This is a genomic window from Streptomyces sp. NPDC051172, assembly GCF_040682555.1.
GTDB lineage: Bacteria > Actinomycetota > Actinomycetes > Streptomycetales > Streptomycetaceae > Streptomyces.
Genome location: NZ_JBFBBE010000046.1, coordinates 37,923 through 59,871, shown reverse-complemented (window position 1 = coordinate 59,871; position 21,949 = coordinate 37,923). Strand labels below are relative to the sequence as shown.

Here is a 21,949-nt window from a genome sequence, read left to right as displayed (position 1 = left end):
TGCCGCCCGCGGCATGCGCCCCGCACGCTGGGCCGCGAAAGGCTCGCACGGCCGCCGCCCCCCGAGGAGCCCCCATGGGACACCGCCCAGCCCACGCCCTGCTGGAGATCCTGCGCGGCGAGGGCGTGGACCGCGTCTTCGGCAACCCCGGCACCACCGAACTCCCCTTCCTCGCCGCCCTGGCGGACACCCACGACGCCCCCGAGTACGTCCTCGGCGTCCACGAGGGCTCCGTCGTCGCCATGGCCGACGGCTACGCCCGCGGCACCGCCCGCCCCGCCTTCGTCAGCCTGCACATCGCCGCCGGCCTCGCCAACGGCCTGATCGGCCTGCTCAACGCCCGCCGCTCCCGCACCCCCCTCGTCGTCACGGCAGGCCAGCAGGACCGCCGCCACCCAGAGCAGGACCCCATGCTCTCCGGCGACCTCATCGGCCTGGCGGCCCCCGCGGTGAAAGCCACGTACGACGTCCAGCACGCCCACGACCTCCCGCTCGCCCTGCGCCGCGCCTTCGCCCTGGCCGTACGACCGCCCGCCGGACCGGTGTTCGTGTCCGTGCCCATGGATCTGCTCGGCGAGGACACCGAGGTCGAAGTCCCGCCCCGCACCCCCACACCCCCGCCGGGACCGGCCCCCGGCATCGAGCGCGCGGCCCACCTGCTCGGCGCCGCGGCCCGCCCCGCGATCGTCGCCGGGGACGGCGTGGGCCGCGAGGACGCCGTCGCCGCGCTCGTGCGCACGGCGGAGGCGTGCGGTGCGGTGGTCCACCACCAGCCAATGGCCGACTGCCTCGACTTCCCCACCGCACACCCCCTCCACGCCGGGATGCTGCCGCCCCGCCACGACGCCATCCGCGAGGCCCTGGCCGCATACGACACCGTGCTGATCGCCGGGGCGCACGCCTTCACGCCCCACCACTACACCCCCGGGCCCGCGCTGCCGCCCGGTCTCACCGTCGTCCAGCTGGATTCGGACCCGCACGAGATCGGCCGCAACTTCCCCGCCACCGCCGGGCTCGTGGGTGCCCTCGGCCCCTCCCTGCGCCGCCTCGCCGAGCTGCTGCCCGACCGTGTGCCCGCCCACACCGCCAAGGCCCGCATCCTGCGCGCCGGCGAACGGCACACCGCCGAACGCGAGCGCGCCGAGTCCGCCGCCCGTGCCGCCTACTCCCCGGCACCGCTCGCGCCGTGGGCCGCCGCCCACGCCGTGGCCCGTGGGTTGCCGACCGACGCCGTGGTCGTCGAAGAGGCCATCACCGTGGGCCTGTTGCTCCGCCGCTTCGTCCGCCTCGACCGCCCCGGCAGCTACACGCACACCGTCGGCGGCGGCCTCGGCTGGGGCATCGGCGCCGCGGTCGGCCGCGCCCTCGCCGAACCCGGCCGCCGGGTCGTCGCCGTCCTGGGCGACGGCTGCACCCTGTTCGGCCTCCAGGGCCTGTGGAGCGCCGCCCGCCAGAACGTCCCCGTCCTGTTCGTGGTGATGAACAACGGCGTCTACCAGACCGTCCAGGACACCTACGGGGCCATGGGCAACCGGGGCGTCTGCCCCGGCACGGAGCTGGGGCCACTGGACTTCACTCAGGCGGCGCGCTTCTTCGGGGTCGACGCGGTACGTGCGGACAGCGCGGACCACCTGCGTGAACTGGTCGCAGAGGCGGGTGAGTTGACGGGCCCGCTGCTGGTCGACGTGCCCCTGCGGCAGTGACGTACCGCTCCGTGCCCCAGACGCTCAACGTGTCAGATGGCTCGGCCTTCCCCTGCGACGCCTTCCTCTGGGAGACCGAGTGAGGCGTCCAGCCACTGGTGCACCTCCTCCTTCAGCGACCGCTGGAAGGTCGTCAGCAGCGCCTGCACCACGATGGGCTGCATGTGCGCGGACAGCGACTTCACGTCCTGCTCCGCCCGCTGGGACACCTCGCCCCGGAACAGCTGGGACAGCTCGTGCGCGGCGGCCCGCGAGTGCTCGATCAGCACCCTGCGCGCCGCGAGGATCGCCTCCTCGGACAGCGGTACGTCGAGGAGCTGCACGGCGAGCCGGAGCAGGCCGGAGTCGACGCGGTACGACTCCCCGTCGCGCCGGATCACATTCATGGCGCACAGCCGCTCGACCTCGTCCTCGGTCAGCGGCCGCCCCGCCCGGCGCCGCAGCTCCACCGCGCTCACGGTCTCCACGGTGTCCGGCGCCCAGGACGCCACCACGGCCCGGTGGATCGCCAGGTCGCGGTGGCTGAGACCTGGCGGCAGCTGCGCCATGTAGCGCTCGATCGCCGCCAGCGTCATGCCCTGGTGCTGCAGTTCCTCGATCAGCGCCAGCCGGGCCACGTGCTGCTGCCCGTAGCGGCCCACCCGGCGCGGACCGATCACCGGCGGCGGCAGCAGCCCCTTGGTGCCGTAGAACCGGACCGTGCGGACCGTGACGCCGGCCCGCGCTGCCAGTTCGTCGATCGTGAGCGTCGGCTCCGCGGGGTCGCTGTCCGGGTCGCTGTCGGTGTCGGTCGTCATGTGCAGCAGTATCGCTGTCACACCAGTACTGCGAAACCCGGTACGAGGGGCCCGTGAGGCTTGTGAGAAGTACCGCTGTGTGATCTATGCCATCGCATGCGCGCCGCCACCTGGGGGAAGGTGCCGCGTTGGTCTGCGTCTTCCACCGAAGAGCGCCGACCGAGTACGTCCGGACACCCGAGCGCGACCCGCTCGAGCGCACCAGAGAGTGGAACCACCTGTGAGCAAGGACGCCGTGGACACGGCACAGGCCGCCACCCGGACCGACGCGGCCCAGGCGCCCGCGGACGCGGGAGACGCCGGCTACAGCAAGGACCTCAAGGCCCGCCACGTCAACATGATCGCCATCGGCGGCGCCATCGGCACCGGCCTCTTCCTGGGCGCCGGCGGCCGCCTGCACAACGCGGGCCCGGCCCTCGCACTCGCCTACCTGGTGTGCGGGATCTTCGCCTTCTTCGTCGTCCGGGCGCTGGGCGAACTGGTCCTCTACCGCCCCTCCTCCGGTTCCTTCGTGTCGTACGCACGCGAGTTCCTCGGCGAGAAGGGGGCGTACGTCGCCGGCTGGATGTACTTCCTGAACTGGTCGACGACCGGAATCGCCGACATCACGGCGATCGCGCTGTACACGCACTACTGGAGCATGTTCACGAGCATCCCGCAGTGGGTGCTCGCCCTGGTCGCGCTGGCCGTCGTGCTCGCGGTGAACCTGATCTCGGTGAAGATCTTCGGCGAGATGGAGTTCTGGTTCGCGATCATCAAGGTCGCCACGCTCGTCGGTTTCATGCTGATCGGCATCTTCCTGCTGGCCACCCGGCACGAGGTCGGCGGACACACGCCCGGGCTGTCCGTGATCGACGACCACGGCGGTGTCTTCCCGCACGGCCTGATGCCGGTCGTCCTCGTCATGCAGGGCGTGATCTTCGCGTACGCCGCGCTGGAACTGGTCGGCGTCGCCGCGGGCGAGACCGCCGAGCCGGAGAAGGTCGTCCCGCGCGCGGTGAACTCCATCATGTGGCGGGTGGGCCTCTTCTACGTCGGCTCGGTCGTCCTGCTGGCCCTGCTGCTCCCGGGTTCGGTGTACTCGGCGGACGAGAGCCCCTTCGTCACGGTCCTGTCGAAGATCGGCATTCCGGCGGCGGGCGACGTGATGAACCTGGTGGTCCTGACGGCCGCGATGTCCTCGCTGAACTCGGGCCTGTACTCGACGGGCCGCATCCTGCGCTCGATGGCGACGGCGGGCTCGGCCCCCAGGTTCACGGCGCGCATGAACCGCAGCCAGGTCCCCTACGGCGGCATCCTGCTCACCTGCGCGGTGTGCGTGCTCGGCGTCGGCCTCAACTACCTGATGCCGAGCCAGGCCTTCGAGATCGTGCTGAACGTGGCCTCTCTCGGCATCGTCTCGACCTGGGTGATCATCATGATCTGCCACCTGGTCTTCGTCCGCCGCGCCAAGGCCGGCCTGGTCACCCGCCCGTCCTTCCGCCTCCCCGGCAGCCCGGTCACGGAGATCACCACGATCGCCTTCCTGCTCGCCGTACTCGCCCTGATGTGGAACGACCCCGAGGTCGGCCGCAAGACCCTCCTCCTCATCCCGGTGATCGCCGCCATGCTGATCGCCGGCTGGTTCGCGGTACGCCGCAGGGTCGTACGCAACGGCGACCAGGAACTGACCGAACTGACGAAGTAGCAGGCCAGGGCCACTGTCAAGGGGAAAGGGCTTCGTCCTGGCCGTGTCACGCCGCTGGCCCGAGCCGGAGGCGGCGTACCGAGCCTGGCACCGGGACCGCGCGGCGAACGACTTCGGGCTCGGCGCGGCCCAGTTCGTCCAGGTCGAGCCGTACGGCCCTGGAACTGGGCGCCTCCGTCCACATGCCCCGGATAGGCTGCGGTCTGGCCGGCGGCAAGTGGTCCCGCATCGAACCGCTGGTCACCGAGCGGCTTGTGAAACGGGGCGTGCAGGTCACCGTCTACGACCACGGGGAGGCCAGAGTTGAGCCGTGACACCGACGTCCCCGTGCTGGGCGGCGCCGGCGTGGACACCATCGTGTATGTGCCGGAGCTGCCGCTGCCGCTGCCGTACGCCGACAGTTACATGATCGAGCGCGGGATCCGGACCCGTGCCGGGCAGACCGGCGACTTCGTCGCACTGGGGCTCGCCGCGCTCGGCCTGCGCGTCCATCACCTCGACATGCTCGGTGACGACCCCGAGGGCGACCTCGTCCGCGCCCTGCACGAGGACAACGGCATCGCGCTCACCGCCGTCCCCCACCCCGCAGGCACCAAACGCGCGGTCAACCTGGTCGGCCCCGACGGCAGACGCCTGTCGCTGTATGACGTGAGCCGCACACAGGGCGAGGACCGCTTCCCGGAGGACACGGTCCGCGCCCTGGCGGCGGCGAGCCGCCACGCGCACGTCGCCATCACCCAGCCCTGCGCCGATGCGCTGCCACTCCTGCGCGACTCGGGCGCCACCATCTCCACGGACCTGCACGACTGGGACGGCACGAACCCCTACCACGAACCGTTCGCCTTCGCGGCGGACGTGGTGTTCCTGTCCGCCGCGTCCCTGGCCGACCCCGAGCGGACCATGCGCCGTATCGCCGACCGCGGCCGGGCCGAGGTCGTCGTCGCCACGGCCGGTGCCAAGGGCGCGTACCTCCTGGCCGACGAAGAGCTGACCCACGTACCGCCCGTCGCACCGCCCGCCCCGGTGGTGGACTCCAACGGCGCAGGCGACGCCTTCGCCGCGGCCTTCCTCCACGGCTGGCTGAACCGCGAAACCCCACAGCGCTGCGCCCTGTACGGCACCATCGCCGGCGCCCACGCCTGTACGATCCCGTCGACGGAGACGGAGGCGATCAGCCGCGAGGCACTGCTCGCGCTGGTGGCCGAGACGGAGCCCGGGCCTTAGCGCAGGGGCCCTGGCGGGGCGGCCCCCACCTCGACCGGTGCCGAGGGATGAAGGACCGCCCCGCCGTCTTACGCCCTACCGCTCGCCGTGCCCGTGCCCGTGCACGTCGTTCGTCGCCTCGATCTTCTTCCACGACTTCGGCTGCACAGGAGCCGCCGCCGACTTCGCGATCGACGCGGAACGCGCCGCCGCCGCGGCCGGCTTCGACGGCTGGAACAGCCATGCGTCGAACAGCGCGCCCAACGATTTCCCGGAGACCTTCTCGGCGTAGGCCTGGAAGTCGGCGACGGACGCGTTCCCGTACGCGTGGTCCCGCGGCCACCCCTTCAGAATGGCGAAGAACGCGTCATCGCCGACTGCGTTCCGCAGCGCCTGCACCGCCAGCGCCCCCCGGTCGTAGACAGCGATGTCGAACTGGTTGTCAGGACCGGGGTCGCCCGGCTTGACCGTCCAGAACGCGTCGTCCGCCGGGTGCGAGGCGTACACGTAGTCGGCGAGCTGCTGCGTCGTGCCCTCGCCCTCGTGCTCGGACCACAGCCACTGCGCGTACCGTGCGAAGCCCTCGTTGATCCAGATGTCCTTCCAGCCCTTCAAGGACACACTGTCGCCGTACCACTGGTGTGCCAGCTCGTGCACGACCACCGAGGTGTTGGAGCCGTTCGCGAACTGCTTCGGGCTGTAGTACACGCGGGTCTGCGTCTCCAACGCGTACCCGGTGGTCGTGTTGGGCACGTATCCGCCGGCCGAGCTGAAGGGATACGGCCCGAAGTAGCCGCTCAGCCAGTCCACGAGCTCCCCGGTGCGCTCCACGCTCGCCCGCGCGGCCGCGTCGTTGTCGCCGAGGTCCTTGCTGTAGGCGTTGACGACCGGCACACCGCCCTCGGAGGTGCTGGTCGTGATGTCGAACTTGCCGACCGCCAGCGTGGCCAGATAGGTCGCCTGCGGCTTGTTCTCCCGCCAGTTGTAGCGGGTCCAGCCCAGCTTGGAACTCGTCGACTGCAGCGTGCCGTTGGAGATGGCCTGGGTGCCGTCCGGCACGGCCACCGACACGTCGTAGGTCGCCTTGTCCAGCGGATGGTCGTTGCTCGGGAACCACCACCAGGCCGCCTCGGGCTCGTCCGCCGCGACCGCCCCGTCCGGCGTACGGTGCCAGGTGTTGAAGCCGTACGCGCTCTTGGTGGACGGCACTCCGCTGTAGCGGACCACCACGGTGATCGGCGTGTCCTTGACCAGCGGCGTCTTCGGCGTCACCACCAGCTCGTGCTGGCCCGAGGTCGCGAAGGACGCCTTGACGCCGTTGACCCGCACCTCGCTGACGTCGAGCAGGAAGTCGAGGTCGAAGCTCGACAGATCCTGTGTCGTCTTGGCCAGAATCGTCGCGGTACCTGCCAACTCGTCGGTGGCGGGCTGGTATTGGAGCCTCAGGTCGTAGTGGGAGACGTCGTATCCGCCGTTGCCGTAGGCCGGGTAGTAGGGGTCGCCGATGCCCGGTGCGCCGGGGGAGTAGCTCGCGGCCGACGCCGGGATCGCCAGCATCAGCGACGCGGCAGCGAGTGCGCCCGGCGTGATGATTCTGCGGTGCACGAAAGCTCCAAGTCGTAGGAGTACGAGGTCTTTTCGGAGCCTATTCAGTCCCTGTGTCCCCGGGCATGTCCATGGCCCCACGCGTCACACGATCGCCATTCGGCCGACATGAGCAGCCGCCCCTGCTTCCTCAAGGACCTCGCAGGCGTCCGATTGCACTCTTCTGTACGGGAGTTGACCGTTGTACCGTCCGCGCATGCCCATACGCATGCGCTTCACGACCTGGAGACCGCTCGCAGCGGCGGCCGTCGCCGCCCTTATGGCAGCGTTCCTCACCCCCGCGGCGGCTCACAGTGCCCCGCAGGAGAGCCGCCCCGTCTACTCCTACGACAACGCCATCCGCGAGGCCGTATGGGTTGACACCGGACTCGACGGCGACGGCGACGGCAAGGCCGACCGGGTCGCCGTCGACATCGTCCGCCCCCGCGAACCCGCCCAGCAGGGCCGCAGGGTTCCGGTCATCATGGACGCCAGCCCCTACTACTCCTGCTGCGGCCGCGGCAACGAGAGCCAGAAGAAGACGTACGACGCGAACGGCAACGTCGTCCAGATGCCGCTGTTCTACGACAACTACTTCGTGCCCCGCGGCTACGCCTTCGTCGGCGTCGACCTCGCCGGCACCAACCGCTCCGACGGCTGCGTCGACGTAGGCGGCCGCAGCGACATCCAGTCCGCGAAGGCCGTGGTCGACTGGCTGAACGGCAGGGCCAAGGCGTACACGACCCGCACCGGTACCACGACCGCGAAGGCGACCTGGACCAACGGGAAGACCGGCATGATCGGCAAGAGCTGGGACGGCACGATCGCCAACGGCGTCGCCGCGACCGGCGTCAAGGGCCTCAAGACCGTCGTCCCGATCAGCGCCATCTCCTCCTGGTACGACTACTTCTTCGCCAAGGGCGCCCCGCTCTACGACTCCGGCCCCGACTGGCTCTCGAACTACGTCGACAGCCCCGACGCGCAGGCCAAGTGCGCCGCAGTCCAGCAGAAGATCGTCGACGGGGCCCCGCGCACCGGCGACTGGACGCCGTTCTGGACCGAGCGCGACTACGTCAGGAACGCGAGCAAGGTGCGGGCCAGTGTCTTCCTCGTGCACGGCATGCAGGACCTCAACGTCCGCACCAAGAACTTCGGCCAGTGGTGGGATGCCCTCGCCAAGAACGGCGTCGAGCGCAAGATCTGGCTCTCCCAGACCGGCCACGTCGACCCCTTCGACTTCCGCCGCGCCGCCTGGGTCGACACCCTGCACCGCTGGTTCGACCACGAACTCCTCGGCTATGACAATGGCATCGACCGCCAGCCGATGGCCGACATCGAGCGCCACCCCGACCAGTGGGTGACCTCGCAGTCCTGGCCCCCGAGCGGCACCCGCAGCACGACCCTGCGCCCCGACCAGGGCACCCGGGCGGGCGTCGGAACCCTCGGCCTCACCAAGGGCGACGGCACCGAGACCTTCACCGACAACCCGCAGCTGAGCGAGACCGACTGGGCCGCGAAGATCGACACGTCGACCCCCGACAAGGCCGGCTTCGTCACCAAGCCCCTCACCCACGACCTGCGCCTGTCCGGCTCCTCCAAGGTCACCGTCACCGCGACCCCGACCACCAGGACGGCCCACCTGTCCGCCGTCCTCGTGGACCTCGGCCCCGACACCATCCGCGACTACGCCGACTCCGCGGAGGGCATCACCACCCTCACCGACCGCACCTGCTGGGGTGCGAGCACGGCGGGCGACAGCGCCTGCTTCAAGGCCACCGAGGCCAAGAAGACCGCCGTCGACTACACGGTGTTCAGCCGCGGCTGGGCCGACCTCGGCAACTACGCCTCCGCCCGCAAGGGCGTCCCGCTCACCCCGGGCAAGGCGTACACCATCACCCTGGACCTCGCGGCCACCGACCACGTCGTCCCGGCCGGCCACCGCCTCGCCCTGATCGTCGCGGGCACCGACAAGGACCTCATCGACCCCCCGGCCGACAAGCCGACCCTCACCCTGGACCTCACCCACACCTCGGCCGACGTCCCGCTGGTCGGCGGCGCGTCAGCATTCGCCCGTGCCACCTCCGGCAAGCCGTCGGCAGTACCTGCGGCCACACAGCTCAAGGGCGTACGCGATCCGGGCACTGCACTCCGCGTGCCCATCGGCTGAGCGGGCTGCGCAAAGTCCCCTACAACTCACACCGTTGGCGGAGCGCTAGGCGGCCGGGCAAGCCAGCCCGGCCGCCTCCTCCGCACACCCCCAGGCCACGGTCACACCGGCCCCGCCATGCCCATAGTTGTGCACCAACACCCGCCCACCGGGCAGCACCTCACGCTCAAGCCGCACCGCATCCCGCACGGGCCGCAGCCCAACCCGGTGCTCCAGCACCCGCGCCCCCGCGATCTCGGGCCGCAAAGCGGTACACCGCCGTACGATCGCCGAGGCCACCGCCGGATCCGGCTCCAGCGACCAGGCATCCTCATCCGCCGTGCCGCCCAGCAACAGCCGTCCGGGCTGCGGAAAGAAATAAGCCATCTCCCCGTCCGCACCGGTGGAAGTGAGCCACGTCCGGATGCCCGGGTTCTCCACGACCACCAACTGCCCGCTCACGGGACGCACGGACGCATCCGGCACGAGCGAACGCGCCCCCAGCCCGGTGCAGTTGACGACCACCTGCGCGTCCGCCTCCGCGAAGCCGGCGACCGTACGCTCCTCGACCACCCCACCCGCCTTCACCAACCGCTCCCGCAGCCACGGCAGATGAGTCGACATGTCGATGAGCGGCAGCCGCGCCCACAGCCCGCTCCCGGCGTACTCCGCCGCCGTCGCGGCCCGCAGTCCGGGCACCCGCGCGGCCGCCCAGGCCTCGGCCCGGTCGAGATCCGCCTCGCCGAGTACCCCTTCGACCATGCGTACGCCGGTCGACCCGGGCCGCGTCGCCAACTCCTCGTACACATCGAGCGATTGCAGTGCCCAGGCGCGCGCCCGCGCGACCGGCTCGATCCGGTACGGCCACCACAGCGCGCCGGCAACCGCCGAGGTGGTCGCGGCCACGGGATCCCGCGTCCACACCCGCACCCGTACGCCGCGCTCGGCGAGGACGACGGCCGTGGTCAGCCCTATGACCCCGGCGCCCACCACGATGACATCGTTGTTCCGCGCGCTGTCCACGCGGGGACGTTAGCGGAATGTGTCATGCCGTGCTCAGACAGCTCGCACTGTGGGAATACTCACAGCATGTCTGCCGAATACGCGACCTTCGGCCTGGCACCGGCGATGCGTGCCGGTGGAGTCCTCGCCAACGGTGACTACCAAGTGCACCGGGACTTCGTGGACTTCATCGTCGACGGACGTCCGCTGCTGTTCCAGCTCTCCGACCTCGACGCCGTCTCCCCGCTCGCCTCCGACATCCCACCCGCGATCTTCACCGAACAGGTCCGCAGCCTCCTCCTGGAGGCGGACCCGCCGCTTCCGGACGGCCGATACGTCATCTACGGCTGCCCCGAGTGCGCGGACCTGGCCTGCGGCGCGGTCACCGCGATCATCGAGCGGGGAGGCCAAGGAGGAGAGGACTACATCTGGCGGGACTTCGCCTGGCAGACCGACGAACACGCCGACCTCGAACTCAACGGCTACCACGGCATCGGCCCCTTCCGCTTCCAGGGCGCCGAGTACCGCCAGGCGCTGGCCGCCCTCCTCGACGGCGAGGCCCCGGGCACCCGCCGCCGGGTCCTGCTCATCGGCGCCCGCGTCGCCCTGCTCGCCAAGCTCGCCGCCGCCCTGCGCACCATCGGCATCGGCGCGGACATCGCCCACGACGCCAACGGCGTCCCCGCCGACGAACTGCGTGCCTACGGCGCCGTCGCCTTCGGCCGCGCCATCACCCAGGAGGAACGCACCGCCGTACGCCGCTCCTTCGAGCAGGCAGGCGTCGACGTGGCGTACGTCGAGGGCCTCGCCCCGATCGTGCCGCTCCTGGTGGCCCAGATCGAACACGCCCTGGACCGCAGCCCGGCGCAGCAGCGCCGTCTGACCGGCCTGGTGGCGGCCGACGGCGAGGCGGGCGTCGAGGTCACCTCACCCTGCCGGGTCCGCCTCACCGCGTACCACCTCGACCGCCTCTACCGCACCCACACCCACGAGGTCTTCGACGGCGTCCTCGAACCGGGCCGCCACCGCATCGCCCTGGACTCCAAGGCGGTGAAGGGAGAGTCGTTCGTGGTGGCCCGGACGGCGGGGAGCGTGCTGGTGGAGGCGATGGCGCGCTGAGGCCGGGGCGATACGGCGGCTAAAATCGGCGCCCTGATGACTGCCACCCTCGTCGCCAAGAACCTCGCCGCCGGCCACGGCGACCGCTCCCTCTTCTCCGGACTCGACCTCGTCGTCGCGCCCGGAGACGTGATCGGGCTGGTCGGCGCCAACGGCGCGGGCAAGTCCACCCTGCTCAGGATCCTCGCCGGGCTGCTCGCGCCGGAGCAGGGGGAGCTCAGGCTCTCCCCGCCGACCGCGACCGTCGGCCACCTCCCGCAGGAGCCGGAGCGGCGCCCCGGCGAGACGGTCCGGGAGTTCCTCGCCCGTCGTACCGGTGTCGCCGAGGCGCAGCGTGTGATGGACGAGGCCACGCAGGCCCTGGTCGACGGCGCACCCGGCGCCGACGACGCGTACGCGACCAGCCTGGAGCGCTGGCTCGACCTGGGCGGCGCCGACCTGGACGAGCGGGCCGAGGAGGTCGCCGACTCCCTGGGCCTGGCCGTGGACCTGGACCAGCCGATGACGTCCCTGTCCGGCGGCCAGGCGGCCCGCGCCGGACTCGCCTCCCTGCTCCTGTCCCGCTACGACGTCTTCCTCCTCGACGAGCCGACCAACGACCTCGACCTGGACGGCCTGGAGCGCCTGGAACGCTTCGTGAAGAGCCTGCGCGCGGGCGCCGTCGTCGTCAGCCACGACCGCGAGTTCCTCACCCGCACCGTGACCAAGGTGCTCGAACTCGATCTGGCCCAGCAGCAGATCACCTTGTACGGCGGTGGCTACGAGGCCTACCTGGAGGAACGGGACGTCGCCCGCCGGCACGCCCGCGAGGACTACGAGGAGTACGCCGACAAGCGCGCGGCCCTCCAGGACCGGGCCCAGATGCAGCGCTCCTGGATGGACAAGGGCGTCAAGAACGCCCGCCGCAAGGCGAGCAACGACAACGACAAGATCGGCCGCAAGTTCCGCAGCGAGGCCAGCGAGAAACAGGCCGCGAAGGCCCGGCAGACCCAGCGCATGATCGAGCGGCTCGACGTGGTCGACGAACCCCGCAAGGAGTGGGAGTTGCGCATGGAGATCGCGTCGGCCCCGCGCTCGGGCGCCGTCGTGGCCACCCTGCGGGACGCGGAGGTACGGCGCGGCGACTTCACCTTCGGCCCGGTCTCCCTGCAGATCGACTGGGCGGACCGGGTGGCGGTGACCGGGGCGAACGGTGCCGGCAAGTCGACCCTGCTGGGCGCTCTGCTCGGCCGGATCCCCCTGGACGCGGGCCATGCGAGTCTCGGCTCCGGCGTCCTGGTCGGCGAGGTCGACCAGGCCCGCAAGCTGTTCCACGGCCCGGAGGCCCTGCTGGACGCGTTCTGCGCCGCAGTCCCGGACACCGAGCCGGTCGAGGTGCGCACCCTGCTGGCCAAGTTCGGGCTGAAGTCCGATCACGTGCTGCGCCCGGCGGCGACCCTCTCCCCGGGCGAACGCACACGCGCCGCCCTGGCACTGCTGCAGGGCCGGGGCGTCAACCTGCTCGTCCTCGACGAGCCGACCAACCACCTCGACCTGCCGGCCATCGAACAGTTGGAGTCGGCCCTCGACGCCTACGAGGGCACGCTCCTCCTGGTCACCCACGACCGCCGCATGCTGGACGCGGTCCATGTGAACCGCCGGCTCGAGGTGGCGGACGGAAAAGTCACGGAGCGCTGACGCTGCGCCGTCGATCGTGGCTGGTCGCGCAGTCCCCCGCGCCCCATCGCGTCCGCCGCGTACGCTGACGGCGATTCCTCGTCGGAAACCAGGCGGCAGGACAAGGGGAGACCATGGGTGCTGCGGAGAGGCGGCCCGCCGTGCGGATCGTGCACGAGCAGGACGTCCTTGCACGGATGCGCGGGAACCAGGACCGGATCGCGGACGCGATCACCGCCTTCGCGGGGACCATGACCTTCGTCTATCTGCACGCCCTGTGGTTCGCGGTGTGGATCGTGTGCAACGAGGGGGCCTTCGGCAAGAGGGCGGTCTGGGACCCGTACCCCTTCGGACTGCTCACCATGATCGTCAGCTTGGAAGCGATCTTCCTGTCCACCTTCGTGATGGTGAGCCAGAACCGCCAAGCCGCCCGCGAGAACGTCCGCGCCGACCTGGACTTCGAGACCAATGTGCGCTCGGAGGTGTGGGCCGCCCACATAGGCCGTTCCCTCGGTGTGGATCCCGCGGAGGTCGAGCAGCGTGTTCAGCAACTGCTCGCGGAGAACCGCGCCCGGATGAACGGCTGAATGGATCCGGTGCGGCGGTGATGGCGTGCTGTGATCCGACGCCGGTCTGAAGGGGCGCGGGGAATCTGCGGGCCGGCCACATCCGGCCCGCAGACTCCCCACGACCTGCCTCCCTCAGCTCACCGCTTGCCCTTCGGATCCAGCAACCCCGCCCGGCGCAGAGCATCGGCCATCGCGCTGTTGGCAGGCGCCGCCGCCTGACGCGAACCGCCGCCCTGTCCGCCGCGGCCGCCGCCCTGGCGCTGCTGCTGCCGCTGCTGAGGCGGACGCGCACCCCGCTGCCGGCGATCGCCGCCGCCGTCACCCTGCGGCGCGGCCTCGTCGTCCAGGCGCAGCGTCAGCGAGATCCGCTTGCGCGGAATGTCGACGTCCAGCACCTTCACCTTGACGATGTCCCCGGGCTTCACCACGTCCCGCGGGTCCTTGACGAACGTCTTGGACAACGCGGAGACATGCGCCAGACCGTCCTGGTGGACACCGACGTCGATGAACGCACCGAAGGCCGCCACATTCGTGACCACGCCCTCCAGGACCATTCCGGACGCCAGGTCGGAGATCTTCTCGACGCCCTCCTTGAAGGTGGCCGTCTTGAACGCGGGCCGCGGGTCCCGCCCGGGCTTCTCCAGCTCCTTGAGGATGTCGGTGACGGTCGGCAGACCGAAGGTCTCGTCCACGAACTCACCAGGCTTCAGTGAGCGCAGCACGCCCGTGTTGCCGATGAGCGACGCCACCTCCTGCCCGGTGGTCTTCACCATGCGCCGGACGACCGGATACGCCTCCGGGTGCACGCTGGAGGCGTCCAGCGGGTCGTCGCCGCCGCGGATCCGCAGGAAGCCCGCGCACTGCTCGTACGCCTTCGGACCGAGCCGCGCCACGCTCTTGAGCTGCGTACGCGACTTGAAGGGCCCGTTGGCGTCGCGGTGCGCCACGATGTTCTCGGCCAGTCCGGAAGTGATGCCGGAGACCCGGGCGAGCAGCGGGGCCGAGGCCGTGTTGACGTCCACGCCGACACCGTTCACACAGTCCTCGACCACCGCGTCCAGCGAGCGCGACAGCTTCACCTCGGACAGGTCGTGCTGGTACTGGCCGACGCCGATCGACTTCGGGTCGATCTTCACCAGCTCGGCCAGGGGGTCCTGGAGGCGGCGCGCGATGGAGACGGCGCCGCGCAGCGACACGTCCATGTCGGGCAGCTCCTGCGAGGCGAACGCGGACGCCGAGTACACGGACGCGCCCGCCTCGGAGACCATCACCTTGGTGAGGTTCAACTCGGGGTGCTTGGTGATGAGTTCACCGGCGAGCTTGTCGGTCTCGCGGGATGCGGTGCCGTTGCCGATCGCGATCAGTTCGACCGCGTGTTCCTTCGCGAGGCGGGCCAGCTTGGCGATCGCCTCGTCCCACTTGTTCGCCGGGACGTGCGGATAGATGACGTCCGTGGCCACCACCTTTCCGGTGGCGTCGATGACGGCGACCTTCACACCCGTACGGAAACCGGGGTCCAGGCCCAGGGTCGCGCGCGTGCCGGCCGGGGCGGCGAGCAGCAGGTCCCGCAGGTTCGCCGCGAACACCTGGACGGCCTCGTCCTCGGCGGCCGTGCGCAGCCTCAGGCGCAGGTCGATGCCGAGGTGCACCAGGATGCGGGTGCGCCAGGCCCAACGGACCGTGTCCGTCAGCCACTTGTCGGCGGGACGGCCGCGGTCGGCGATCTGGAACCTCGCGGCCACGATGCCCTCGTAGGACGAGGGGCCGTCCGTGGGCTCCTCCGGCTCCAGAACGAGGTCGAGGACCTCCTCCTTCTCGCCGCGCAGCATGGCGAGAATGCGGTGCGAGGGCAGTTCGGTGAACGGCTCGGCGAAGTCGAAGTAGTCGGCGAACTTGGCGCCCGCCTCCTCCTTGCCGTCCCGCACCTTGGCGGCCAGCCGCCCGCGCACCCACATCCGCTCGCGCAGCTCGCCGATCAGGTCGGCGTCCTCGGAGAACCGCTCGGTGAGGATCGCGCGGGCGCCGTCCAGGGCGGCCTGCGGGTCGGCGACGCCCTTGTCCGCGTCGACGAAGGCAGAGGCCGCGGCGAGCGGCTCGACCGTCGGATCGCCGAGCAGGCCCTCGGCGAGCGGTTCGAGCCCGGCCTCGCGCGCGATCTGCGCCTTGGTACGGCGCTTGGGCTTGTACGGCAGGTAGATGTCCTCGAGCCGTGCCTTGGTCTCGGCGCCGCGGATCTGCGCCTCCAGCTCCGCGGTCAGCTTGCCCTGCTCGCGCACCGACTCCAGGATCGCGGTCCGCCGCTCCTCGAGCTCCCGCAGATAGCGCAGCCGCTCCTCGATGGTGCGCAGCTGCGCATCGTCGAGCATCTCGGTCGCTTCCTTGCGGTAGCGGGCGATGAAGGGCACCGTCGAACCGCCGTCGAGCAGCTCCACGGCAGCCCTGACCTGCCGCTCCCGGACGCCGAGCTCCTCGGCGATCCTGCCTTCGATGGACCCTACGTTGGTGGACCCGCTGGACCCGGGTGTCGTCACGATCCCGTACCGCCTTCTCACTGAGGTTGCGCCGCAATTGTGGCAGGCGGCACCGACAGTCGGGGATCAGGGCGGCAACCGGCGAGGCGCGGCGGCGGAATCAGGCCCCGTGACCCCGAGCGGAACCGGAGGCTCCGCCGAAGAGCCGGGCCAGCGCCCGGAAGGGCAGGGTGACGACGGTGGCGATCGCTCCGGCGATCTGCCGCAGGACGTCGGCAATGGCGCGGAACACGAAATTCCCCTCTCTGTTCCCGTTTCCGCCCGGCCGCGACGGCCGGGCGGAAGACGGGTACCCGGGTTTCGTCAGCGCTTGCCGATCAGATCCGCGGGGTAGGCCCCGGCGGCGAGTGCGGCCCGCGCGAACCCCGCCCCGAGCTCCGTCAGCCGGGCGACGCCCTCCGCCCCCAGGTGCTCGTACGGCGCCCGGTCCAGCCGGTCCGTCTCCGCCTCGATCTGCGCCCGTAGCGCGACGCCCCGCTCCGTCAACTCGCCCGCCTCGTCGAGCAGCCCGCGCTCGCACAGCCGCCCGCAGGCCGCGTCCCAGTCCTCCTGCTTCCAGCCGCGGCTGCCGAAGACCCACTTCGGTGTCATGCCCTTGCCGGTCGCGGTATGGGTCACCACGGCCTCCAGACCGTCCAGCTCCGCGGACATCAGCACGGCGAGATGCCCGTCGCCCCGGTGCTCACGCAGCAGCGTGGTGGCGTGGAAGTACGCCAGATGCGGCTCCTCGGGCACCGGCAGGTCGGCGTACGCGGAGTACAGCGGCCGGGCCGCGCGCGAACAGGCCTCGGCGGCCCGCAGCGCCAGCCGCGCCGCCTGAGCCATCTCCTCGGACGCCACGGTGTCCTCGCCCAGCAGGCGGCGCAGGGTGGCGTCGACGGCACGCGCGCGTGCGGCCAGGATCTGCGCCGGTGCGGCGGTCTCCCACACGGCAGGCACATACCGGGCCACGAGCTCGTACTTGTAGTTGTAGAACGTCGCCGTCACCGTGCCCGGCCCGACCGGGCCCAGCGCTGCCGCCCGCGCGGCCAGGTTGACGGCCCTCGGGTGGCTGATGCCGAGAGCGCCCAGTTCGCTGCCCAGATCGGGCGAGAAGTAGTACGTCGCGTGCAGGGAGTTGAGCGCGTTGTGGCAGCGGCGACCGGCGTGCGGATCGAGGGCGGCAGTAGTCATGGCCGACAGGTTACCGACTGGTCGGTACGGGCTCCAGTGCCGTGCGCCGGATGGCAGGAAAGGCGGGGAACTCGTCATTGCAGCCATCCGCCTGGCGCCAGGAATCGTGGGTGTCTGCTCGTCCTCTTCGACGGCGTCCAGAGCCTCGACGTCACCGGCCCGCTCGAGGTCTTCGCGGGCGCCGAACTGCACACCCTGGGCCTGACCCTCCTCGGCCGGATCGCCGGCGACGAACACGCCCGGGCCGTCCAGCTGTTGGCCGAGTACGACCCGCAGCCGCCCTACGGCGCCGGTTCGCCCGAGAAGGCGCCCGCCCACCTCGTGGAGGAGTTCCGCTCCAAGAGCCGTTTCATCCTGACGTGGTCCAGGTGAAGCGCGGCTGCCTGCGCTCCAGGAACGCGGCGACGCCCTCCACGGTGTCCCCGCTGCCGCGCGCCTGCTGCGTCCAGTACGCGTCCCGGTCGGTGCGCCCGTTGGCGAACTCCTTCGCGGCGGCCTGGGTGAGCTGCGAACGGGAGACCAGGATCCTGGTGAACTCCGCGACTCGCTTGGCGAGTTCGCCCTGCGGCAGCACTTCGTCCACCAGGCCGGTGCGCAGTGCCCGCTCCGCGTCGATCAACTCGCCGGAGAACAGCAGGTACTTGGCGGCGGCCGGACCCACCAGCGACACCAGACGGCGGGTTGAGGAGGCCGGATACACGATCCCGAGCTTCGACGGCGTCACCCCGAACAGCGCCCCCTCCATGGCGAACCGCAGATCACAGGCCGCCGCCAGCTGCGACCCGCCGCCCACACAGTGCCCGCGGACGGCGGCCAGCGTCGGCTTCGGGAAGGCGGCCAGGGCCTCCTCGGCCCGCACCGCGAGCCCCTGCGCCTCCTCCGGCGACCCCTGCAGCGTGGAGATGTCGGCGCCCGCACAGAATGTCGAGCCCTCCCCGGTCAGCACCAGCGCCCGTACGCCCGGATCCGCCGCGAGGGTGTCGAGCAGCGGCGGCAGGGCGGCCCACATCGCGGCCGTCATGGCGTTGCGCTTCGCCGGGTGGTGGATGACGACGGTGGCGACCGAGTCGGTGACGCTGTGCAGCAGCTGGGGCTCCATGGCCGGATGCTAGCCGCCGCGCCGGACCCGTGATCAAGAAGGGGGGTGCCCTAACCCGTACAACCCGAAGAGTTCGCGAAGTCGGCTGAAGCGTGAAAAGACCAGTCCCACAACTGACCGTGTCATACGCCAACGGTCATAAGTGCTCGATACCTGCTGACTTGTGTTCAGTCATCCGGAGTGCCGTGGGTCGTTCCCAACACTCGACGTGTGGTGACAATCGAGCGCAAGGGTGGCGACCGGACGATGGACAACCATGGGCGCGGGTCCGGCCCACGCCCAGAAGGCGGCGCCGACGAGCTCCGCGACCCGGGGCCGCCCGCGGACCCGCTGCCGTACGAAGGCGTCTGGCGGTTCACCGCCCCCGCCATCGAGGCCTCGGTCCCGCAGGCGCGGCACGCCGTGCGGGACCTGCTCCACCGCCAGGGGGTGCCCGTCTCCGACGATCTGGTCCACGGTCTGCTGCTGATCGTCTCGGAGCTGGTCACGAACGCCGTCCGGCACGCGGCGCTGCTCTCGCCGATGCTCGCCGTGGAGGTCGCCGTCGGCGCGGAGTGGGTGCGGGTGTCCGTGGAGGACAACCACCCCTACCGCCCGACCGCTCTGGAGACCGACCACAGCGGCGAGGGCGGCCGGGGGCTGCTCCTGGTCAGCGAGGTCGCCCGGGAGGCGGGCGGGGTGTGCGACGTCGAGCACACGTCGAGCGGCGGCAAGGTGATCTGGGCCGCCCTGCCGCTCAAACCCCTGAGGGTGCTCTGACGGGGGTCACCAGCCGGCCGACGGACCGGTCAGCTCCCTGACGGCCGGGCGGGCCGCGTCCAGCACGGTCATGAACCAGGACGAGAAGGTGTCCCTGGCGTGCCGCTCCGCGAGCTCCGTGGGCGTCACGAAGGCCGTCGCGCCGACCTCCTCCGGGTCCGGCCCGAGCGGCGACTGCACCATGCCGACGAACAGGTGGTTGTACTCCTGCTCGACCAGGCCCGAGTCCGGGTCCGGGTGGTTGTAGCGGACCGTGCCCGCCTCGGCGAGCAGCGAGGGGGACACCCCCAGCTCCTCGTACGTGCGCCGGGCCGCCGCCGCGAAAGGCGCCTCACCGGGGTAGGGGTGGCCGCAGCAGGTGTTGGACCACACGCCGGGGGAGTGGTACTTGCCCAGGGCCCGCTGCTGCAGCAGTAGTCTGCCGCGCTCGTCGAAGAGGAAGACGGAGAAGGCGCGGTGCAGCTGCCCCGGCGGCTGATGGGCGGCGAGCTTCTCCGCGGTGCCGATCGTGACGCCGTTCTCGTCGACCAGTTCCAGCAAAATCGCGTCTGCGGCGCCGTTCGACGAGGTGTGCGTCGCGGTAGCAGGTGTGATCGGCATACCCATCCTTCACATCGGTCTTCGCGCCCCAAGTCTGCCGTACGAATCCGGCACTCCCGGCACTTCGCGGCGCGCCCGCATGTCCCGCGCACGGCGCGGGCACGGCCGTCACCGGTTGAAGACCGGAAGAGGGGCCCGGTAGTTGATCGTGCCCGTAGCGGTCGTCGGGGAACCGTCCGGGCAACGCTGTGAGGCTTAACGACGCCGGGTCACGCCGGACGGCTGCATTCCGGCCAAGCTGCGGCGCACCTGCCTCAATGGCACACCCTCGCCTCGTGTTCCGCGTGCCCGCCCGGTTCCAGCTGGAAGGTGCAGTGCGCCACGTCGAAGTGGTCGCCGAGGCACTCCTGGAGCTCGTGGAGCATCTTCTCGTGGCCGATGGCGCTGAGGACGTCGGAGCGCACGACCACGTGTGCGGACAGCACCGGCATCCCGGACGTGATCGTCCAGGCGTGCAGGTCGTGGACGTCCTCGACGCCGTCCAGGTCCAGGATGTGGGCTCGTACGTCCGACATGTCGACGTCCCTGGGCGCCGCCTCCAGCAGCACGTCCAGGGTCTCGCGCAGCAGCTTCCAGGTGCGCGGCACGATCATCAGGCCGATCACGAGCGAGGCGATCGGGTCGGCGGCCTGCCAGCCGGTGGCCAGGATCACCAGCGCGGAGATGATCACGGCGAGGGAGCCGAGCGCGTCCGCGGCGACCTCCAGGAACGCGCCGCGCACGTTGAGGCTCTCCTGTTGGCCGCGCACCAGCAGCGTCAGCGAGATCATGTTCGCGACCAGGCCGATCGCGCCGAACATGATCATCAGCCCGCCCGCGGTGTCGGCCGGGGTGAAGAACCGCTGGATCGCCTCGTACAGGACATAGCCGCCGACGCCGAGCAACAGCAGACAGTTGGCGAGCGCCGCCAGGATCTCGGCGCGGGCGTACCCGAAGGTGCGGTTGCCGCTCGGCGGGCGGTTGGCGAAGTGGATCGCGAACAGCGACATGCCCAGCCCGAGGGCGTCGGTCGCCATGTGGGCGGCGTCCGCGATCAGCGCGAGCGAGTCCGCGAGCAGTCCGCCGACGATCTCGACCACCATGACGGTGAGCGTGATCGACAGCGCGACGCGCAGCCGCCCGCGGTACGCCGCGGCGGCCGTACCGGTGGGCGGGGCATGCGAGTGCCCGTGCCCGTGATCGTGCCCAGCCCCCATGGCAGCCGCCTCCCTGTGTTGCGCTCGGGATGACAGTGAACTACGGGCGGGGGGTATCGGGCAACGCGGTACTGAACACCGTTGTCATGTGCCTTGACCTGCGGAAACGATATGCAGGTCAAGGCCGCCTCAGTCCACTCGCCACGGCATCACCTGGCGTGGTGCAGCAGCCAGCCCTGCCAGGCCGACTCGACCATCTCGGGCACTCCGCGCCGTGCGGTCCAGCCCAGCTCCGTTGCGGCCCGGGCGGCGGAGGCGACCGCACGGGGCGCGTCCCCGGGGCGGCGGCCCTCGACGAGGGCCGGGCGGCGGTCGCCGGTCACCTCGCCGATGACGGTGATCAGCTCGCGGACGGAGACGCCCTCGCCGCGGCCGATGTTCACCGTGAGGTCGCCGCTGCGGCCGGCGAGCCGCCGTGCCGCGGCCAGATGCGCCTCGGCCAGGTCGGCGACGTGGATGTAGTCGCGGATGCAGGTGCCGTCCGGCGTCGGATAGTCGGCACCGAAGATCCGCGGGTCCTCGTCGCGGGTGAGCCGGTCGAAGACCATGGGGACGATGTTGAAGACGCCGGTGTCCGCCAGCTCGGGTGCGGCGGCGCCCGCCACGTTGAAATAGCGCAGACAGACCGTGGAGATGCCGTGTGCCCGGCCCGCCGCCCGCACCAGCCACTCCCCGGTGAGCTTGGTCTCGCCGTACGGGTTCACCGGCGCGCAGGGGGTGTCCTCGGTGATGAGGTCCACATCGGGGTTGCCGTAGACGGCCGCGGACGAGGAGAACAGGAACTTCCCGATCCCGGCCCCGGCGACCGCCTCCAGGAGCGTCGCGAGACCGCCGACGTTCTCCCGGTAGTAGCGGGTGGGCTGCGCCACGGACTCGGCGACCTGCTTGCGCGCGGCGAGGTGGACGACGCCGGTCACCCCGTACTCGGCGAACACCCGCTTCAGCAGGTCGCCGTCGAGCGTCGAGCCCTCGACGAGCGGCACGTCCGCCGGCAGCCGCTCGGCGAACCCGGCCGAGAGGTCGTCCAGCGCGACGACGCGCTCCCCGGCGCCGGTCATGGCCCGCACCACATGGGCCCCGATGTATCCCGCTCCACCTGTGATCAGCCATGTCATGGTCGCCCAC

At 71.1% G+C, this 21,949-nt stretch carries 18 protein-coding genes and 2 pseudogenes; 10 read left to right on the top strand and 10 right to left on the bottom strand.

Annotation, left to right across the window (positions count from 1 at the left end; all coding sequences use genetic code 11):
- The first annotated feature begins 74 nt into the window (after positions 1 to 74).
- Positions 75 to 1,703 (top strand): thiamine pyrophosphate-binding protein, encoded by a 1,629-nt coding sequence (locus AB0N07_RS26230; protein WP_365839040.1) that lies wholly within the window; start codon positions 75 to 77, stop codon positions 1,701 to 1,703.
- A gap of 32 nt (positions 1,704 to 1,735) precedes the next feature.
- On the opposite strand, the gene AB0N07_RS26225 is transcribed toward AB0N07_RS26230, so the two are convergent.
- On the bottom strand, positions 1,736 to 2,500 hold the full coding sequence (locus tag AB0N07_RS26225) for a MerR family transcriptional regulator (protein WP_365839038.1): 765 nt from the start codon (positions 2,498 to 2,500) through the stop codon (positions 1,736 to 1,738).
- A 220-nt stretch (positions 2,501 to 2,720) separates the two neighbouring features.
- Here AB0N07_RS26225 and AB0N07_RS26220 point away from each other — a divergent pair, with 220 nt between their 5' ends.
- From AB0N07_RS26220 to AB0N07_RS26210, 3 genes and pseudogenes are all read left to right on the top strand, one after another.
- Complete coding sequence (locus AB0N07_RS26220) at positions 2,721 to 4,187, top strand: amino acid permease (RefSeq protein WP_365839036.1); 1,467 nt, start codon at positions 2,721 to 2,723, stop codon at positions 4,185 to 4,187.
- A 13-nt stretch (positions 4,188 to 4,200) separates the two neighbouring features.
- Positions 4,201 to 4,501: pseudogene (locus AB0N07_RS26215) on the top strand (hypothetical protein).
- Entirely contained in the window at positions 4,491 to 5,411 is a 921-nt protein-coding gene (locus AB0N07_RS26210; protein WP_365839034.1) for a PfkB family carbohydrate kinase, read from the top strand. Before AB0N07_RS26215 ends, AB0N07_RS26210 begins: the two are co-directional and overlap by 11 nt.
- Positions 5,412 to 5,486: 75 nt before the next feature.
- On the opposite strand, the gene AB0N07_RS26205 is transcribed toward AB0N07_RS26210, so the two are convergent.
- The gene (locus AB0N07_RS26205) at positions 5,487 to 6,995 is read right to left on the bottom strand and encodes a M1 family metallopeptidase (protein WP_365839032.1); all 1,509 of its coding nucleotides are present in this window, start codon (positions 6,993 to 6,995) and stop codon (positions 5,487 to 5,489) included.
- A 196-nt stretch (positions 6,996 to 7,191) separates the two neighbouring features.
- Between AB0N07_RS26205 and AB0N07_RS26200 the strand changes: the two genes are divergently transcribed.
- Positions 7,192 to 9,141, top strand: coding sequence for a Xaa-Pro dipeptidyl-peptidase (locus AB0N07_RS26200; protein WP_365839030.1), 1,950 nt, complete (start codon positions 7,192 to 7,194; stop codon positions 9,139 to 9,141).
- A 45-nt stretch (positions 9,142 to 9,186) separates the two neighbouring features.
- Here the strand turns inward: AB0N07_RS26200 and AB0N07_RS26195 are convergent, their stop codons facing one another.
- Complete coding sequence (locus tag AB0N07_RS26195) at positions 9,187 to 10,143, bottom strand: FAD-dependent oxidoreductase (RefSeq protein ID WP_365839028.1); 957 nt, start codon at positions 10,141 to 10,143, stop codon at positions 9,187 to 9,189.
- 66 nt (positions 10,144 to 10,209) lie between these two features.
- Between AB0N07_RS26195 and AB0N07_RS26190 the strand changes: the two genes are divergently transcribed.
- The 3 genes from AB0N07_RS26190 to AB0N07_RS26180 all read left to right on the top strand — a co-directional run bounded on the left by AB0N07_RS26190 (position 10,210) and on the right by AB0N07_RS26180 (position 13,484).
- Positions 10,210 to 11,241, top strand: coding sequence for an oxidoreductase (locus AB0N07_RS26190; RefSeq protein WP_365839026.1), 1,032 nt, complete (start codon positions 10,210 to 10,212; stop codon positions 11,239 to 11,241).
- A gap of 36 nt (positions 11,242 to 11,277) precedes the next feature.
- The gene (locus tag AB0N07_RS26185; protein ID WP_365839024.1) at positions 11,278 to 12,918 is read left to right on the top strand and encodes an ABC-F family ATP-binding cassette domain-containing protein; all 1,641 of its coding nucleotides are present in this window, start codon (positions 11,278 to 11,280) and stop codon (positions 12,916 to 12,918) included.
- Positions 12,919 to 13,031: 113 nt separating this feature from the next.
- Positions 13,032 to 13,484 (top strand): DUF1003 domain-containing protein, encoded by a 453-nt coding sequence (locus tag AB0N07_RS26180; protein WP_365839022.1) that lies wholly within the window; start codon positions 13,032 to 13,034, stop codon positions 13,482 to 13,484.
- A 119-nt stretch (positions 13,485 to 13,603) separates the two neighbouring features.
- Here AB0N07_RS26180 and AB0N07_RS26175 read toward each other — a convergent pair whose 3' ends face one another.
- From AB0N07_RS26175 to AB0N07_RS26165, 3 genes are all read right to left on the bottom strand, one after another.
- Entirely contained in the window at positions 13,604 to 15,997 is a 2,394-nt protein-coding gene (locus tag AB0N07_RS26175) for a Tex family protein (protein ID WP_365839020.1), read from the bottom strand.
- 100 nt (positions 15,998 to 16,097) lie between these two features.
- Positions 16,098 to 16,229, bottom strand: coding sequence for an LPFR motif small protein (locus tag AB0N07_RS26170; RefSeq protein ID WP_365839018.1), 132 nt, complete (start codon positions 16,227 to 16,229; stop codon positions 16,098 to 16,100).
- A 71-nt stretch (positions 16,230 to 16,300) separates the two neighbouring features.
- A complete protein-coding gene (locus AB0N07_RS26165) occupies positions 16,301 to 17,170 on the bottom strand; it encodes a hypothetical protein (protein WP_365839016.1) in 870 nt (289 codons plus the stop codon).
- A gap of 195 nt (positions 17,171 to 17,365) precedes the next feature.
- Here AB0N07_RS26165 and AB0N07_RS26160 point away from each other — a divergent pair.
- A pseudogene (locus AB0N07_RS26160) lies at positions 17,366 to 17,542 on the top strand (DJ-1/PfpI family protein); the annotation flags it as partial.
- On the opposite strand, the gene AB0N07_RS26155 reads toward AB0N07_RS26160, so the two are convergent.
- Entirely contained in the window at positions 17,520 to 18,269 is a 750-nt protein-coding gene (locus tag AB0N07_RS26155) for an enoyl-CoA hydratase/isomerase family protein (protein ID WP_365839014.1), read from the bottom strand. The pseudogene AB0N07_RS26160 and the gene AB0N07_RS26155 sit on opposite strands and share 23 nt — an antisense overlap.
- 246 nt (positions 18,270 to 18,515) lie before the next feature.
- Here AB0N07_RS26155 and AB0N07_RS26150 point away from each other — a divergent pair, with 246 nt between their 5' ends.
- Complete coding sequence (locus AB0N07_RS26150) at positions 18,516 to 19,028, top strand: ATP-binding protein (protein ID WP_365839074.1); 513 nt, start codon at positions 18,516 to 18,518, stop codon at positions 19,026 to 19,028.
- Positions 19,029 to 19,034: 6 nt separating this feature from the next.
- Here AB0N07_RS26150 and idi read toward each other — a convergent pair whose 3' ends face one another.
- The 3 genes from idi to galE form a co-directional block, all read right to left on the bottom strand.
- Positions 19,035 to 19,628 (bottom strand): isopentenyl-diphosphate Delta-isomerase, encoded by a 594-nt coding sequence (gene idi, locus AB0N07_RS26145; RefSeq protein ID WP_365839012.1) that lies wholly within the window; start codon positions 19,626 to 19,628, stop codon positions 19,035 to 19,037.
- A 254-nt stretch (positions 19,629 to 19,882) separates the two neighbouring features.
- Positions 19,883 to 20,824: a cation diffusion facilitator family transporter gene (locus tag AB0N07_RS26140; protein WP_365839010.1), complete on the bottom strand. Its 942-nt coding sequence runs from the start codon at positions 20,822 to 20,824 to the stop codon at positions 19,883 to 19,885.
- Between the two features lie 149 nt (positions 20,825 to 20,973).
- Positions 20,974 to 21,939, bottom strand: a complete 966-nt coding sequence (gene galE, locus AB0N07_RS26135; protein ID WP_365839008.1) for a UDP-glucose 4-epimerase GalE — start codon at positions 21,937 to 21,939, stop codon at positions 20,974 to 20,976.
- Positions 21,940 to 21,949 lie beyond the last annotated feature (10 nt).

Coding starts and splice junctions, on each gene's coding strand:
- AB0N07_RS26185 (WP_365839024.1), top strand. CDS start 11,278: ATGACTGCCACCCTCGTCGCCAAGAACCTCGCCGCCGGCCACGGCGAC.
- AB0N07_RS26155 (WP_365839014.1), bottom strand. CDS start 18,269: ATGGAGCCCCAGCTGCTGCACAGCGTCACCGACTCGGTCGCCACCGTC.
- AB0N07_RS26230 (WP_365839040.1), top strand. CDS start 75: ATGGGACACCGCCCAGCCCACGCCCTGCTGGAGATCCTGCGCGGCGAG.
- AB0N07_RS26200 (WP_365839030.1), top strand. CDS start 7,192: ATGCCCATACGCATGCGCTTCACGACCTGGAGACCGCTCGCAGCGGCG.
- galE (WP_365839008.1), bottom strand. CDS start 21,939: ATGACATGGCTGATCACAGGTGGAGCGGGATACATCGGGGCCCATGTG.
- AB0N07_RS26150 (WP_365839074.1), top strand. CDS start 18,516: ATGGACAACCATGGGCGCGGGTCCGGCCCACGCCCAGAAGGCGGCGCC.
- AB0N07_RS26165 (WP_365839016.1), bottom strand. CDS start 17,170: ATGACTACTGCCGCCCTCGATCCGCACGCCGGTCGCCGCTGCCACAAC.
- idi (WP_365839012.1), bottom strand. CDS start 19,628: ATGCCGATCACACCTGCTACCGCGACGCACACCTCGTCGAACGGCGCC.
- AB0N07_RS26140 (WP_365839010.1), bottom strand. CDS start 20,824: ATGGGGGCTGGGCACGATCACGGGCACGGGCACTCGCATGCCCCGCCC.
- AB0N07_RS26190 (WP_365839026.1), top strand. CDS start 10,210: ATGTCTGCCGAATACGCGACCTTCGGCCTGGCACCGGCGATGCGTGCC.
- AB0N07_RS26180 (WP_365839022.1), top strand. CDS start 13,032: ATGGGTGCTGCGGAGAGGCGGCCCGCCGTGCGGATCGTGCACGAGCAG.
- AB0N07_RS26225 (WP_365839038.1), bottom strand. CDS start 2,500: ATGACGACCGACACCGACAGCGACCCGGACAGCGACCCCGCGGAGCCG.